The sequence below is a fragment of the Gilliamella sp. B2923 genome, from assembly GCF_026536565.1.
Taxonomy (GTDB): Bacteria; Pseudomonadota; Gammaproteobacteria; order Enterobacterales; family Orbaceae; genus Gilliamella.
The window spans coordinates 433,707-447,795 of record NZ_JAFNNZ010000001.1 but is presented as its reverse complement, the minus strand read 5'-3'; the positions used below and the strand labels follow the sequence as shown (position 1 = coordinate 447,795).

Annotated in this window: 14 protein-coding genes; 8 read left to right on the top strand and 6 right to left on the bottom strand. The window is 36.1% G+C overall.

Annotated elements, in window-relative coordinates; genetic code table 11:
* Positions 1–9: 9 nt before the first annotated feature.
* From btsR to dapD, 5 genes are all read right to left on the bottom strand, one after another.
* The gene (gene btsR, locus J3U42_RS01960; protein WP_220217808.1) at positions 10–726 is read right to left on the bottom strand and encodes a two-component system response regulator BtsR; all 717 of its coding nucleotides are present in this window, start codon (positions 724–726) and stop codon (positions 10–12) included.
* Entirely contained in the window at positions 720–2,420 is a 1,701-nt protein-coding gene (locus tag J3U42_RS01955) for a sensor histidine kinase (protein ID WP_267329788.1), read from the bottom strand. Before J3U42_RS01955 ends, btsR begins: the two co-directional genes overlap by 7 nt.
* Before the next feature lie 53 nt (positions 2,421–2,473).
* The gene (bglX, locus tag J3U42_RS01950) at positions 2,474–4,744 is read right to left on the bottom strand and encodes a beta-glucosidase BglX (RefSeq protein ID WP_416380432.1); all 2,271 of its coding nucleotides are present in this window, start codon (positions 4,742–4,744) and stop codon (positions 2,474–2,476) included.
* A 232-nt stretch (positions 4,745–4,976) separates the two neighbouring features.
* Positions 4,977–5,468 carry a YajQ family cyclic di-GMP-binding protein gene (locus tag J3U42_RS01945; RefSeq protein ID WP_220217811.1) on the bottom strand — a complete coding sequence of 164 codons (492 nt, stop codon included), beginning with the start codon at positions 5,466–5,468 and terminating at the stop codon, positions 4,977–4,979.
* Between the two features lie 109 nt (positions 5,469–5,577).
* Complete coding sequence (dapD, locus tag J3U42_RS01940) at positions 5,578–6,402, bottom strand: 2,3,4,5-tetrahydropyridine-2,6-dicarboxylate N-succinyltransferase (protein ID WP_220217812.1); 825 nt, start codon at positions 6,400–6,402, stop codon at positions 5,578–5,580.
* Positions 6,403–6,619: 217 nt separating this feature from the next.
* On the opposite strand from dapD, the gene J3U42_RS01935 reads away from it, so the two are divergent.
* Genes J3U42_RS01935 through J3U42_RS01920 form a run of 4 tightly spaced genes read left to right on the top strand, consistent with a single transcriptional unit; the run spans position 6,620 to position 8,387 of the window.
* Positions 6,620–7,096, top strand: coding sequence for a prepilin-type N-terminal cleavage/methylation domain-containing protein (locus tag J3U42_RS01935; RefSeq protein WP_267335211.1), 477 nt, complete (start codon positions 6,620–6,622; stop codon positions 7,094–7,096).
* Complete coding sequence (locus J3U42_RS01930) at positions 7,090–7,659, top strand: prepilin peptidase-dependent protein (RefSeq protein ID WP_220217814.1); 570 nt, start codon at positions 7,090–7,092, stop codon at positions 7,657–7,659. Before J3U42_RS01935 ends, J3U42_RS01930 begins: the two co-directional genes overlap by 7 nt.
* Before the next feature lie 28 nt (positions 7,660–7,687).
* Entirely contained in the window at positions 7,688–8,068 is a 381-nt protein-coding gene (locus tag J3U42_RS01925) for a DUF2509 family protein (protein WP_220217815.1), read from the top strand.
* Positions 8,061–8,387 carry a type IV pilus modification PilV family protein gene (locus J3U42_RS01920; protein WP_267335208.1) on the top strand — a complete coding sequence of 109 codons (327 nt, stop codon included), beginning with the start codon at positions 8,061–8,063 and terminating at the stop codon, positions 8,385–8,387. The genes J3U42_RS01925 and J3U42_RS01920 overlap by 8 nt, the downstream gene beginning before the upstream one ends.
* Before the next feature lie 26 nt (positions 8,388–8,413).
* On the opposite strand, the gene J3U42_RS01915 is transcribed toward J3U42_RS01920, so the two are convergent.
* Positions 8,414–9,166 carry an alpha/beta fold hydrolase gene (locus J3U42_RS01915; protein WP_267335206.1) on the bottom strand — a complete coding sequence of 251 codons (753 nt, stop codon included), beginning with the start codon at positions 9,164–9,166 and terminating at the stop codon, positions 8,414–8,416.
* A 61-nt stretch (positions 9,167–9,227) separates the two neighbouring features.
* Between J3U42_RS01915 and J3U42_RS01910 the strand changes: the two genes are divergently transcribed.
* The 4 genes from J3U42_RS01910 (at position 9,228) to J3U42_RS01895 (ending at position 14,082) form a co-directional block, all read left to right on the top strand.
* A complete protein-coding gene (locus tag J3U42_RS01910; RefSeq protein ID WP_267335204.1) occupies positions 9,228–11,237 on the top strand; it encodes an exoribonuclease II in 2,010 nt (669 codons plus the stop codon).
* Between the two features lie 175 nt (positions 11,238–11,412).
* Positions 11,413–11,655 carry a YecH family metal-binding protein gene (locus J3U42_RS01905; protein ID WP_220217819.1) on the top strand — a complete coding sequence of 81 codons (243 nt, stop codon included), beginning with the start codon at positions 11,413–11,415 and terminating at the stop codon, positions 11,653–11,655.
* 177 nt (positions 11,656–11,832) lie between these two features.
* Complete coding sequence (locus J3U42_RS01900; RefSeq protein ID WP_220217820.1) at positions 11,833–12,501, top strand: hypothetical protein; 669 nt, start codon at positions 11,833–11,835, stop codon at positions 12,499–12,501.
* Between the two features lie 18 nt (positions 12,502–12,519).
* Positions 12,520–14,082, top strand: a complete 1,563-nt coding sequence (locus J3U42_RS01895; protein ID WP_220217821.1) for a glucan biosynthesis protein G — start codon at positions 12,520–12,522, stop codon at positions 14,080–14,082.
* Positions 14,083–14,089 lie beyond the last annotated feature (7 nt).

The following is a 14,089-nucleotide window of genomic DNA, read 5'->3' as shown; positions in this document are numbered from 1 at the left end:
TTTCAATTGTTATAATCCAATAGTCTCTTTGAAAGGTTTAAGATACCGACGACTTACCGGTACTGAAATATCGTTTATTAGAATGATATCAACACCGCCAGCATCATTAAAACGAATCTCTTTTAATTTTTTAGGATTGATCAGATATTGCCTGTGGCAACGAATCAAAGGGGTTTTGTCCTCTAATGTTTTTAATGTTAATTCGGTGAAATACGCACTATTTTCATGATTAAAAACATAAATACCACTGACTTTTGAGGCGATATAAAACACATCATCCATATTTAATAAATAAATCCGATTGTGACCAACACAAGGAATATAATTAAATTCTTGCTCAATTGACGCTAATTGTTCAATATTTGACGGGCATTGCTGATGAAGCCGAGTTAATGTCTTATTTAATCGCCCTTGCTCAACAGGTTTTAACAAATAATCAAAAGCTTGTTCTTCAAATGCTTTAACAGCAAATTCACTATAAGCCGTTAAAAAAACAATATGCGGCATCGTATCAGGATCCAGCATTGAAAGCATTTCAATACCGTTTATTTTCGGCATTTGTATATCTAAAAACACGACGTCAGGTTGTAGACGATGAATTTCTCGAATCGCTTCCATGGCATTTTGACACTCAGCAACAATGGTAATTTCAGGATCGTTTTGCAATAAACACCGTAAATTTTCTCGTGCAGGTAGCTCATCATCAACAATAATTACATTTAACATTGAACAGTCACATCCTCTTGCAACGGTATGGTCAGTCGAACTTTAGTACAACTGTCGGGTATACAATCAATTGTTATCCCATACTTCTCCCCATAGCGAATATTAATCCGTTTATCAACTAAATTCAAACCAAGACCATTAATATCTTTTCTATTTTCCCGATAATTACCCGCATTATCAATGACTTCTAATATTAGCGTTTGAGCTTGCTGGTAGGCTTTGATAATTACCTTTCCTTTGCCTATTAATTGAGAAGTCCCATGTTTTATCGCATTTTCAACTATAGGTTGCAATGAAAAAGCCGGAAGTTGAACGTATTCTAATTCACTCGGAATATCGATTTCGACGGTTAACTGTTCCATAAATCGCATTTTTTCGATTTGTAAGTAAGCATTGACATGCTCTATCTCGTCTTTTAGCGATACCATTTCTTCGGTTCGTTTAAGATTTTTGCGGAAAAAAGTCGAGAGATTTTGAACTAATTGCGAAGCTTGAGTTTGATCCCGACGAATAACAGCAAGTAAAGTATTTAAGGCATTAAATAAGAAGTGAGGATTAACTTGCGCATGTAAAAGTTTAATTTCGGTTTTCGATAATAGTTGCTTATAGCGCTCATTTTGACCGGCAAGAATTTGGGCTGATAATAAACTGGCTATCCCTTCGCCCAAAGTACAATTTATCGAACTAAATAAGGTATTTTTGGCTTCATAGAGTTTAATGGTACCTACTACAGTATTATTTTCACCGCGTAAGGGAATAACGAGCGTCGAGCCTAAACGGCAATTTTTATTAATTGAGCACTGATAAGGCTGATGTACACCGTCAAGATATTTCACATCATTTTCTTCAATTGCTTTTAAGGTAATATCTGACGTAATCGGCGTGCCGGGCAAGTGATGATCATCACCAATACCAATAAAAGCTAATATTTTTTCTCTGTCAGTGATAGAAACTGCACCAATATCGAGTTCTTGATAGATAATTTCGGCAACTTTTGTACTATTGATCTGATTAAACCCTTCACGCAATAAACCTTCAGTACTAACCGCAATTTTTAACGCTTTAGCCGAAAAAGCCGATGTATAACGTTCAAAAATAGCTCGTCTATCTAACAAGATTCGCATAAACATTGCCGCCCCAATGCTGTTAGCCACAATCATCGGTGCAGCTATGCTACCAACTGCATGTAAAACCACATCAAACGGTCGAGAGATTAATAACACCATAATCATTTCAATCGATTCAACAATTAAGCCTAATATCCCAACTAATAATGGGTTATAGATAAGATCAACTCGCCCTTTTTTCATTAAAATATAGTGAAGTAATCCACTGATTAATCCGGTTAAAATGGTTGAGAGCATGCAACTTTCAGCGGTGATCCCCCCTAAAGTGTAACGATGCACACCACCGGTTATCCCCACTAACAGACCAACCATGGGTCCACCGAGTAACCCCCCTAAAATAGCGCCAATTGCTCGAGTATTAGCAATTGTGTCTTCAATGTGTAAGCCAAAATAGCTACCCATAATACAAAATAGTGAAAAAATTAAATAACAGATTAATTTGTGAGGTAAGTGAACGGTAACTTGCATCAGCGGAATGACAATGGGTGTTTTACTTAGCAAATAAGCAATGACTAAATAAATACACATTTGTTGTAAAAGCTGTAATACAAGATCAAATTCGAACATGATGCTGACCATAGATGCAAACCGTCGATGACTATCGACGGTTGATTGTTAACTTATTTATCAAGCAAAGTAAACGTTTGCTTATTTTTTGTAGTTGAGTCATCACCAACATACACATTAAACTTTCCGGGTTCGGCAACATATTGCATTTTATCGTTCCAAAATTTTAACATGTCATATTTGATAACAAACTTAACTTGTCCTTTTTCTCGTGGCTTTAAAGTAATATTATCAAAGCCGATTAACTGTTTGACAGGTCTGCTTACTGACGCCGTTACATCTTGAAGATAAAACTGAACAGTTTGCATACCGGTTTTATCACCAATATTTTCCACATTGGCAGTCACCACAATTTCACCGCCCGGCAACATCTGATCACTTGATAAAGCAAAATCAATGGTAAAATCGGTGTAACTTAAACCAAAACCAAAGGGGAATAAAGGTTCATTTGGGCTATCAAAATATGAAGTGGTATATTTACCCATGTTCTGCGTACCACGTGGGCGTCCGGTATTTAAATGACTATAATAGACAGGTATTTGCCCTACATTCATAGGGAAAGACATTGGCAATTTACCTGAAGGGTTATAATCACCGAACAAGACATCTGCAATGGCATTTCCTCCTTCTGTACCTAAAAACCACGTTTCGAGCATTGCATCGGCTTGGTCATACTCTTCTGGCAATGTCAGAGGGCGTCCATTCATTAATGTAATCACAACCGGTTTCCCCGTTGCCTTCAATGCTTTAATCAACCGTTTCTGACTGTCTTGCAACGCAAGATCTGTACGGCTTGAAGACTCATGCGCCATACCTTGTGCTTCACCCACAAAAACCACAACAACATCAGATTCTTTAGCGGCAGCAACCGCTTGTGCTAACATCTCATCCGCCGGCCTTTCATCAAATTTACTACTCATTCCGTATAAATTTAAAAATTTAAATAAGTTCGGATCATCAGATAGATTTGCACCAAAAGCATAACTAATCTGTTTAGGATCTTTTACGGCATTTTTAATACCTTCTAGTGGTGTGACGGCTAAATTAGCTCGCCCTGCCCCAGACCAACTACCTAAAATATCTCGTTTAGAATCCGCTAAAGGCCCAATGACTGCAATTTTCATATCTTTTGTCAGTGGTAAAAGATGATCGTTATTTTTTAACAATACAATACTACGGCGGGCAACATCTCTAGCTTCTTGTCTATGTAAGCGATTATCAGCAAACATTGTGTCGATATCTAAATTCGGATCTAAATTACGATAAGGATTTTTAAATAATCCCATATCATATTTTAATTCTAAAACTCGACGACAAGCCCGATCTATTTCATTTTCAGAAATCACCCCTTGATCAACAAGTTCCGGTAAAAATTGTAAAAAATACTCATCGTTCATACTAATATCAATACCGGCTTTGATCGCAACACGCACCGCATCTTTAGGATCGCTGGCTACACCATGATTAATTAATTCCCGAATTGCACCATGATCACTGACAACAACACCGTCAAAATGCCATTTGTCACGTAATACTTCTGTTAATAACCAGTGATTAGCACTTGCCGGAATACCATTGACACTGACCAAAGATACCATTACCGCACGGCTGCCGGCATCAATGGCCGCTTTATAAGGAACCAGATACTCTTGAAACATCTTGCGTTCACTCATATCGGTACTATTATATTCACGCCCACCCTCAACGGCGCCATATAAAGCAAAATGCTTCACCGTGGTCACTAAAGATTTTTTATCTTGTAAAGACTGTTTTTGCATTTTTTCAACAAAAATACGACCGGCTTCTGATACCAAATAAGGATCTTCACCAAATCCTTCTGATACCCTACCCCAACGTGGATCTCGAGTAATATCAACCATTGGCGCCCAAGTCATGTTTAAACCGTCACTGGTTGCTTCATCAGCAGATACTTCGGCAACTTTACCTATTGCTGAACGATCCCATGTCGATGCTATAGCTAAATTGATTGGAAATATCGTGCGATGACCATGAATAATATCAAAACCAAAATAAAGTGGAATTTGGTTGCGAGATTGCAAGGCACGTTCTTGCATTTGAGATAAATCAGGTTCAACAACGGTGTTAAAAATACCACCAATTTCACCTGCTTCAATTTGATCGAGAACTTTACTTAAAGTTAATTCACCACCAACGCTGATCAATCGTAATTGACCGACTTTTTCCTTAATCGTCATTTTCGATAAAAGGTTATCAATAAAAACTTTCTTTTCTTCATCAGGAGTTTGCGCAATCAACGATCCGGAAAATATAAATAAGACTAAAAAAAGAACGATTTTTTTCATCATAATAAGTCGTACAATCATTAAGCAGTTAGACAGATCAATAGCATAACGTATCCACTACAAAAAATCTTGTTTTTTACGAAGTTTATTAGGGTAAAGGAGGAAAGGCAGCATTTACTATCGAAAATTTTTATACTTAAACGTATAGTAAATCTGAAATCTTTTGACAAAAAATACCCATATAAATGGGTAATAAGCAACTTTGCCGAATAATATCGGCAAAGATAAATAATTAATCTCTAAAGTTAGTAAATTGGAACGGTTGGCCTAATTCACCATTTTTCACTAATGCCATGGTCGCTTGTAAATCGTCCCGAGATTTACCCGTTACACGCACTTGTTCACCCTGAACTTGAGCTTGCACTTTAAGTTTGCTATCTTTTATCAACTTGACAATTTTTTTAGCTAATTCTTTATCAATCCCCTGTTTTAACTTAACGGTAATACTATAGAATTTACCACTATGTTCCAGCTCTTCGGGAATGTCTAAAGCACCGCCGTCAATGCCTCGTTTAGCTAGCTTATCACGCAAAATATCCAGTAATTGTTGTACTTGAAAGTCTGATTGACTTGTTGCTTTGATAGTTTGATTTTTTTCATTGAGCTCAAATGAAGCTTCAACATTTTTAAAATCCCAACGAGTAGTTAATTCACGCGTTGCGTTTTCAACGCCATTTTTAACTTCTGGCATTTGGATTTCTGACACAATATCAAAAGAAGGCATAAGTTTTCCTCTTCTAATGGTTATAAATGATATTAATATAAAAGATGAATGATGTAGTTAAAAGCCGCCAAACGACTTTGACGGCAAATTAAGAAGTGATTAGTAAAAATTAATCAATGGTACGAAGTAATTCGTTAATACCTACTTTACCTAACGTTTTAGCATCAACTTTTTTAACGATAACAGCACAATAAAGGCTATATTTACCGTCTTTTGTTGGTAAATTACCTGAAACCACCACAGAACCAGCCGGTACACGACCATAGTGCACTTCACCGGTTGCACGATCATAAATTTTAGTACTTTGACCGATAAATACACCCATTGAAATAACACTGCCTTCTTCGACAATAACACCTTCAACAATCTCACTACGTGCACCGATAAAACAGTTATCTTCTATGATAGTCGGGTTAGCTTGTAATGGTTCTAAAACGCCACCAATACCAACACCACCGGATAAATGCACATTTTTACCAATTTGCGCACACGATCCGACAGTTACCCAAGTATCAACCATGGTACCTTCATCGACATATGCGCCAATGTTGACATAAGACGGCATTAATACAGTATTACGAGCGATATAGGCTCCTTGACGAGCAATCGCAGATGGAACAACACGGAAGCCTTCTTGTTGGAATCGAGCTTCATCATATTGGGCAAATTTTAATGGCACTTTGTCATAATAATTAGTCGCCCCACCATCGATAAGTTGGTTTTCATTAATGCGGAAAGAGAGTAATACAGCTTTTTTTAACCATTGGTGAGTCACCCAGTCCCCATTGATTTTTTCTGCGACACGCATCTTACCGCTGTCGAGTAAATGAATACATTGATTAATGGCATCACGTGTTACCGTATCAACATTTGATGGGGTGATTTCAGCACGACGTTCAAATGCGGCTTCAATAATAGTTTGTAGTTGTTGCATCTCTCGTTTCCTTTAACTTTTAGTCCGTTAGCAAATTCAAATAGGCAAACAGTATAATATAATATGTCGTGATTTTTAAGTGGTTTGTCATATCATTAACTTTTTTAAGTAAAAATAAAAAATGATTTGTGGCATCTGTTCCAAAATAACAACAAATATCTGCCCTCATCTTCCTTTCAGTTAACATAGCGCTACCTTATGATAATCAAATTCAGCTATGCAAAATTTAGGATTTTCTTTAATTGAATTACTCATTGTTGTTTGTATTAGTGCCATATTAGCTAGTGTGGGTATTAACCATTGGCAAGCCCAAAAGTTGCGTAATGAATTAGAGATAACCACCAAACAATTAGCTTCTTTTTTGAGCGAAGTTCAAGTAAAAGCTTACACGAATAATGATAATTACTATCTTCATCTTTTTGTTTCACCTTGGTGCTTAAGTATTACTCAAGGTGAAAAACCTCAATCTTGTCATCAAGGTTTATTGCAATTTATCAAGCCCGACAATTCAGTCGTTATTAGCGGATTGAATGATAACCAAAGCGCCACATTTTGGGGGCGCCGTAATATGGCCAAAAATATCTCTTTCGAATTAAGTAATCGTATCGGTACCAGCAAAATCTTTGTTTCATCGCAAGGGCGTATCCGGTTTTGTCGAAAAAGTAGCTACCTCACGGGGCTGCCGCCATGTTAAATCAGTCAGGATTTTCATTATTAGAAGCGCTAATCAGTATAACATTATCGACGATAATGGTGCTCGGCATAAGCTCTTTTTACACACAATTGCAAACCAATATTTATCATCATTATCAAAAAAAACATTTACAAACAATTGTTGAGCAAGGACTAGTAGGCTTATCAAAGGATATCAGACGAGCTGGATTTATTGCTAACGATCCAACAAAAATGACAGCAAAACCGATCGATATTACCTCAAATCCTTACTGTATAACGCTACGTTATGATAGCGAAATACGTAATGATTGGATCTATAACCCCAATTTCACCCGATATTCAGACATATTTAGCTATCGTTATAATCAAAAAAATATCGAGTACAAAACAGGCGAGCTTAACTGTCGAAGTTCGCAATGGGAAAAACTGTTCGATCCTGCTGAAGTGAAAATCACGCAATTTTCAATTAAACAGCAAAAAAATGGTTTGGAAATTACCCTTGCGGCAGAATTAAAACAAAACAAAAAAATTAATTATCAAATAACTAAATTTATAAAAAATGAAAACCCACTATCCCCCTAATTCGCTGTCAGGTTTCAGTACGATATCAATGGTCATTATATTAACCATTATTGGGTTGCTATTATTAACAGGATTTCATTCGTTAATCATTTCCGAACAAAAAACAATTATTAGTCAAACACAATATTATCAACGATTTAATCAAGCGAGCTCCGCTTTACAATGGGCTATAACGCAAAATTGGCCGACTCCAACGGATCAATGGCAATGCTTAATTGAAGCAAGATTTCAACTAAAAGCTTGCATTAAAAAATCACTATTAAAAATTGATGACTATATTCTAGTTCGAGGTGAAGCGGAGCATTTTTATCTTTATCAATTGACCCATTATGACAGTCATAAACTTATCAGCCAACCAGGTCACTGGCTTGATTATTGCCCGGAAAAAAGGAGTATCGATTGTGAATAAGCCGCACCAAACAGGCTTTAGCCTTATCGAAGTTATGATAGCTAGCTTATTAATATCAATCATCATGATAAGTTTCGTTGGCTATCAGAAAGTGTTGTTTCACCAACAACACGACTTATCCAACTTTAAACAAGCACAACACATCGCCTTTCAATTACTTGATAGTTATCCCGAAATTGCCAGTTATATTGTTCCGGATAATTGGCAATTTCACATTCATACTGAATCCTACCTTGCGTCTTGTAAAATGGTTAGCATCACAATCATGCCACCCAACCAAAAACAAGTTAAACAACAACGCCTTTTTTGCAACAATTAGCTTTTTATGACTTTAACTATAATCAGTTAATTTATTAGCCAACTATGAAGAATTTGCAAAACTTGTGCTGTTTTTTCGGCGTGGACATTATGCCCGGCACCTTCAACAAGTTCAATTTTTGCATTGGGAAACTGTTCAAATATCGCCGGATAATCTTGATCGGTAATATAGGGTGAATCCCCACCACGAATAAATAAAGCTGGTTTTGTCCACACAGTAGCAAGAGGCTGCCAATCACAAAGTTGTTGATACTGTTCAATAATGACTTTGGCATTAAATAGCCACTGTCCATTTTTGAATGATTTCAATAAAAACTGAATTGTCATATCCGATAAGCCTTGTTGCTGCATCATCGCAATAATCTGTTTTTTATCATTCAGTTGCATCATAAGGCATTGTGCTAATGCCTTCAAAACTAAAGCATTAGAAGAAGTGGGATACTTAACAGGTGCGATATCAATTGCGACCAATTTTTCAATGTTATCAGACATAATTTGAGTTAGCTCAAAAGCCACCTTGCCGCCCAAAGAGTGTCCGACAATAATTAATTTATCTAAGTGTAACTGCTGAGAAAGTTCAGCCACATCCTCCGCCATATCCTTAAAATTTATTGAATCTGACCAAGGAGATAAGCCGTGATTTCTAAGGTCAATTTGAATTGTTGTATAGTCAGAACAAAAATCCCGAGCTAGCATATTTAAATTATCCAAACTGCCAAATACGCCGTGTATGAACAATATCGGTTGTCCACTCCCTTGTAATTTATAATTTAGTTTCATCGGTTAACTCTGTTCATTATGTTGATAAATCGCATTAGATGTTAATTTTAGCAAGTGACAGATGATTAATTCAATAACCCCAAAGCACATAAATGTGATAGAATTTACGCCTTATTTTTTTATAGCGTTAAGTACTATGTTCCAAAATAATCCCCTACTTGCAAAGTTAAAACAAGAACTGCATCAACAAACTCCCCGTGTGGAAGGAATCGTTAGAGCCAATGAAAAAGGATTTGGTTTCTTAGATGTTGATAATAAAACCAGCTATTTTATCACTGTAGCAAAAATGAAAACCGTTTGTAACGGTGATAAGGTATCCGGTACGATCATCAGTTATGATGATAAAGAATCTTTTGAACCTGAAACGTTAATCGAAAGTTCACTACAAAGATTTATTGGTAAAATTGGGGTTCAAGACAAGGTCATGGTCATCTATCCTGAAAATATGCCTGCCAATTTTGCCATACGCTGTAAAATTAATAAAAAAGTGAGTGAAAGTCTAACCGAAGGGGATTGGGTTGTTGCTACACTGACTTCACATCCATTAGAGGAAGATAAGCGCTACTTTTTTGCTGAGGTCACTCAATTTATTGCTAGCAGCACCTCTAAATATCTATTGTGGTTGAAAACGTTAGCCCGTTATGCTTTAGAAGCACAAGCACCACAAGAAGACAATTTATCGATCACCGATAGTGAGCTGGAAAATCGACAAGATTTAACTGACATCGACTTTTTCACCATTGATAGTGAAGATACCCAAGATATGGATGATGCCATTGCCGTTGAAACAGATGAAAATGGCAATTATCAACTCTATGTCGCTATCGCCGATCCGACTGCCTATATTTTACCTGACAGTCATATCGATAATATCGCCAAAGAGCGAAACTTTACCACTTATTTGCCCGATTTTAATATTCCGATGCTGCCTAAAGCGTTGGCCGATGATCTGTGCTCTTTAAAAGCTAATCAAAAACGCCCTGCTATGGTATGCAAAATAACTATCGATCAGCATGGTGATATTGCGCCAAATAAAGTGATGTTTATACCAGCATGGATTGAATCAAAAGCAAAACTTTCTTATCACAATGTTTCTGACTTTTTAGAAAACGCTAACCAACTGGCAACTGATAATCAAAATATTGTCGATCAACTTAAATTATTATCCAATCTGGCTACACTCCGAATAAATTGGCGTCAGCAAAATGCACTGGTGTTTAAAGACAGCAACGATTATCGATTTGTGCTTGATGAGGAACGGCAAGTTAAAGCAATTATTAAAGAGCCTCGCCGTACAGCTAATCATCTTGTTGAAGAGATGATGATTTTGGCTAATCAAGCGTTAACGATGCAACTAAAAGACAAAGTCGGTTTTGGTATTTTTAATATCCACCTTGGGTTTGACAATAAATTTATTGAACAAATTTTAAAAGTATTGAACGACAATGGCATTACTGAATTTGACAAAGAGTCGTTACTCTCTTTTGAAGGTTATGTAAAACTGCGTCGCATGACTGAAGATAATAATTTCCTTGCCACACGGTTACGTAAGTTCCAAACCCCTGCTGACTTTTCAATTACCCCTCAACCGCATTATGGTTTAGGATTCGAAGCTTACGCAACATGGACTTCACCTATACGTAAATATGGCGATATGATTAACCACCGGTTGATTAAAGCTTATTTGCTTTCACAACCGCTTAACAAACCGGATAATGATCAATTAAAACTCATGAGTGATCGCCGTAAAATGCTTCGCTACGCTGAGCGTGATATCGCCGATAATCTTTATGCTCAATATCTATCGGACAAAATTGGACAGACTTTTGAAGCTGAAATAATTGACATTAATCGTGGCGGTATAAGAGTACGAATGAGTGATATTGGTGCTTTTGCCTTCGTGCCTATTTCGATGATTCACCCGGTGCGTGAAGAGATAGTTTCAATACCGGAAGATGGTATCATCAAAATTAACGATCAAGTTTGTTATAAACTTGCTGATTCGGTGCAAATTGTTATTCATCAAATAAAAGGCGAAAACCAATCAATTATTGCCAAATTAGTTAAATAAAAAAACATAAGATAGTTAATCGGAATTAATGGATTAATTATCTTTATTTTTTTCTAACATAAGTGAGTAAACTATAAATAAAAATTGATGATATTTTTAATCATTAACCCTTTTTTTTATTAATAATATCTGATATCTTTCATGCTTAATTTGACTAGCTACTGTGAGGAACAATATGATGTCAATTCACGGACATGAAGTTTTACAAATGATGAACGGTAATGATTATACCGAATCTTCTTTATTAAAAGCGATTGTTGAAAAATTTGGCGCTGATGCTAAATTTCATACCTGCTCAGAAACTGACATGAACGCACAGCAACTTATCGAATTTCTAAAACAGAAAGGCAAATTTAAACCTGCCAACATTCAACAAACTGCATTCACAGTCAATACTGATAAAATATGCCGACATTAGTAATTTAAATACCCAATTATAATTAATCTGTTTTTTATATATAAATTTAATTTAATCATTTAGTGTATTTAAGAAGAATATGAGTATATAATTTTCCGCTGCTATGATACAAGTCAATGTGGCAAGGTGAAATACCTTGAAATTACAACTCAAGAATATGTTCATGGAATTTGATATATGAAAATAAGTAATATCCTTACATGCGCCATTGTTTCTATTCTTGTCGCAGGTTGTGCTAACAATAATCTCTCGCCAACCAATACCGTTAAAGGGAAAACCTCAGCAACAGAACAATTGCTTTTACTCAGGCATCAAACTGAATCTAATAATGACTACGTTGTAACTGCGAAAAACCAATTACATCAAATGTTGGGTAATAAATATTTTAATAATTATGTGATTAAGCATGGTTTATTAAACTGTGCCAGTGATACCAACCAATCGTCTTGTGTGTTGAGCTTTTATCTTAACCATTATTATAAATTAAAATATGACGCCCAACTCAAGAAAGTCATTGAAGAGAGTCAAGCTCAACAAAATATTGAACTAAGCAAAATTAAAGCCAGCCCGACCAATATTAACAATTATTGCCAAAGATCAGCTGATTTTACCTTAGCAATTTATGCCAAAGATAAATCAAAAATAGCAAATTATTATCAACCATTGTTCAAAATGACTGAACAAGACGTCTCAACATTGCAAAATAAAATTCTTAAAGATAACTATTCACAATTTTTAATCAGTGAAAATCCAACCATTCTTCAAGAAATAAAGGCTGACTATGTTGAAAAATGCTTAAGTGATCCTGAAAGTAACATTATTAACTATTTTAATATTTTTAGATAATACTAATGCGAGTCTTTTATGTACAATTTATTTTCAATTAGTCAATATAGTAAAAAATTAACTTGCAAACTCCTATTTGTGGCTTCTGTGACTTGCGTGAGTTTTTCTGCGTTAGCTTTTTCGTTCGATGACGTGGCTGAAAAAGCAGAGAATTTATCAAAAAAAGATTACGTCCAACCTTCAAAAAATATACCGAGTGAATTAGCCTCTTTACAATTTGCCGATTATCAGAAAATATTATTCAACCATGATAAAGCTTATTGGAACGACCATAAAAGCCGGTTTAAATTAGAGTTCTACCATGAAGGTATGTACTTTGACGTACCTGTTAAAATCAATGAAATAGTTAATAATGAAGTACATGAAATCCAGTATGATCCTAGCTACTTTGATTTAAGCCAACTCAAATTAGATAAGATTGAAAACAAACATCTTGGTTTTGCCGGATTTAAAGTTCACTACCCAATTAATTCACCAACTAAAACCGATGACGAAATTTTTACAGCGCTTGGCGGTTCGTATTTCCGTGCGGTCGGTAAAGATCAACGCTATGGACTTTCGGCGCGTGGTTTAGCCATTGACACGGGGGAAATGTCTGGCGAAGAGTTTCCTCGCTTTAAAGAGTATTGGATCGAAAGACCCGAAGCCAATCAAAAGCATCTGGTAATTTATGCCCTTCTTGATTCACCTCGAGTGACAGGCGCATATAAAATCGTACTCGTCCCGAGTATTGATACAACGGTGACGGTTGAAGCAAAAATATTTTTCCGTGATTCGGTAAAAAAATTGGGTATCGCACCACTTACCAGCATGTTCTTATTTGGACCAAACCAACCATCGCCACTCTTAAATTATCGTCCTGCAATGCATGATTCGAATGGTTTATCGATTTTGGCGAATAATAATGAATGGATTTGGCGACCATTAAATAACCCGAAACGATTATCTTTTTCATCATACAGTTTAGAAAATCCTAAAGCATTTGGTTTAATTCAACGTGATAAAGGTTTTGAAGACTATCAAGATCTTGATGATCACTACGAAAAACGCCCTAGTGTCTGGGTTGAAACGCTCAACAATTGGGAAAAAGGCCGGGTAGAATTAGTCGAAATTCCAACTGCTGATGAGACTAACGACAATATTGTCGCTTTTTGGGTACCTCAAAAAGAGTATAAATCGGGAGATAGCTTATCGTTTAAATATCGTCTACATTATACGTTAAATGAGCTCAAGCGTTATCCTGATAATGTCGCAAGAGCAACCAGCACACGCTTATCACTTGGGGATATTAAACAAGCTAATTTAATTCGTAAACTCGACGGATCTAATGCCTATGTTATTGATTTTGAGGGGCCTGAGTTATCCGATAAAGTGCCAGTTAAAGTGATTTCAAGCATTAACAACGGCTCAATTGTAAGCAGTGATGTCCAATATAATTCGGTTACCAAAGGATGGCGTGTAATTGTGCGGTTTAATGTTGATGACAGTAAAAAAGCAACCGATATTCGTATTCAATTAGCATCACAAGCAACAAATGAGGTCTTATCTGAAACTTGGAGCGGGCAATACCCTGCACAATAATTATAAT

Coding starts and splice junctions, on each gene's coding strand:
- J3U42_RS01955 (WP_267329788.1), bottom strand. CDS start 2,420: ATGTTCGAATTTGATCTTGTATTACAGCTTTTACAACAAATGTGTATT.
- J3U42_RS01905 (WP_220217819.1), top strand. CDS start 11,413: ATGATGTCAATTCACGGACATGAAGTTTTACAAATGATGAACGGTAAT.
- dapD (WP_220217812.1), bottom strand. CDS start 6,402: ATGCAACAACTACAAACTATTATTGAAGCCGCATTTGAACGTCGTGCT.
- J3U42_RS01925 (WP_220217815.1), top strand. CDS start 7,688: ATGGTCATTATATTAACCATTATTGGGTTGCTATTATTAACAGGATTT.
- J3U42_RS01930 (WP_220217814.1), top strand. CDS start 7,090: ATGTTAAATCAGTCAGGATTTTCATTATTAGAAGCGCTAATCAGTATA.
- J3U42_RS01900 (WP_220217820.1), top strand. CDS start 11,833: ATGAAAATAAGTAATATCCTTACATGCGCCATTGTTTCTATTCTTGTC.
- J3U42_RS01910 (WP_267335204.1), top strand. CDS start 9,228: ATGATTAATTCAATAACCCCAAAGCACATAAATGTGATAGAATTTACG.
- J3U42_RS01895 (WP_220217821.1), top strand. CDS start 12,520: ATGTACAATTTATTTTCAATTAGTCAATATAGTAAAAAATTAACTTGC.
- bglX (WP_416380432.1), bottom strand. CDS start 4,744: ATGAAAAAAATCGTTCTTTTTTTAGTCTTATTTATATTTTCCGGATCG.
- J3U42_RS01935 (WP_267335211.1), top strand. CDS start 6,620: ATGCAAAATTTAGGATTTTCTTTAATTGAATTACTCATTGTTGTTTGT.
- btsR (WP_220217808.1), bottom strand. CDS start 726: ATGTTAAATGTAATTATTGTTGATGATGAGCTACCTGCACGAGAAAAT.
- J3U42_RS01945 (WP_220217811.1), bottom strand. CDS start 5,468: ATGCCTTCTTTTGATATTGTGTCAGAAATCCAAATGCCAGAAGTTAAA.
- J3U42_RS01915 (WP_267335206.1), bottom strand. CDS start 9,166: ATGAAACTAAATTATAAATTACAAGGGAGTGGACAACCGATATTGTTC.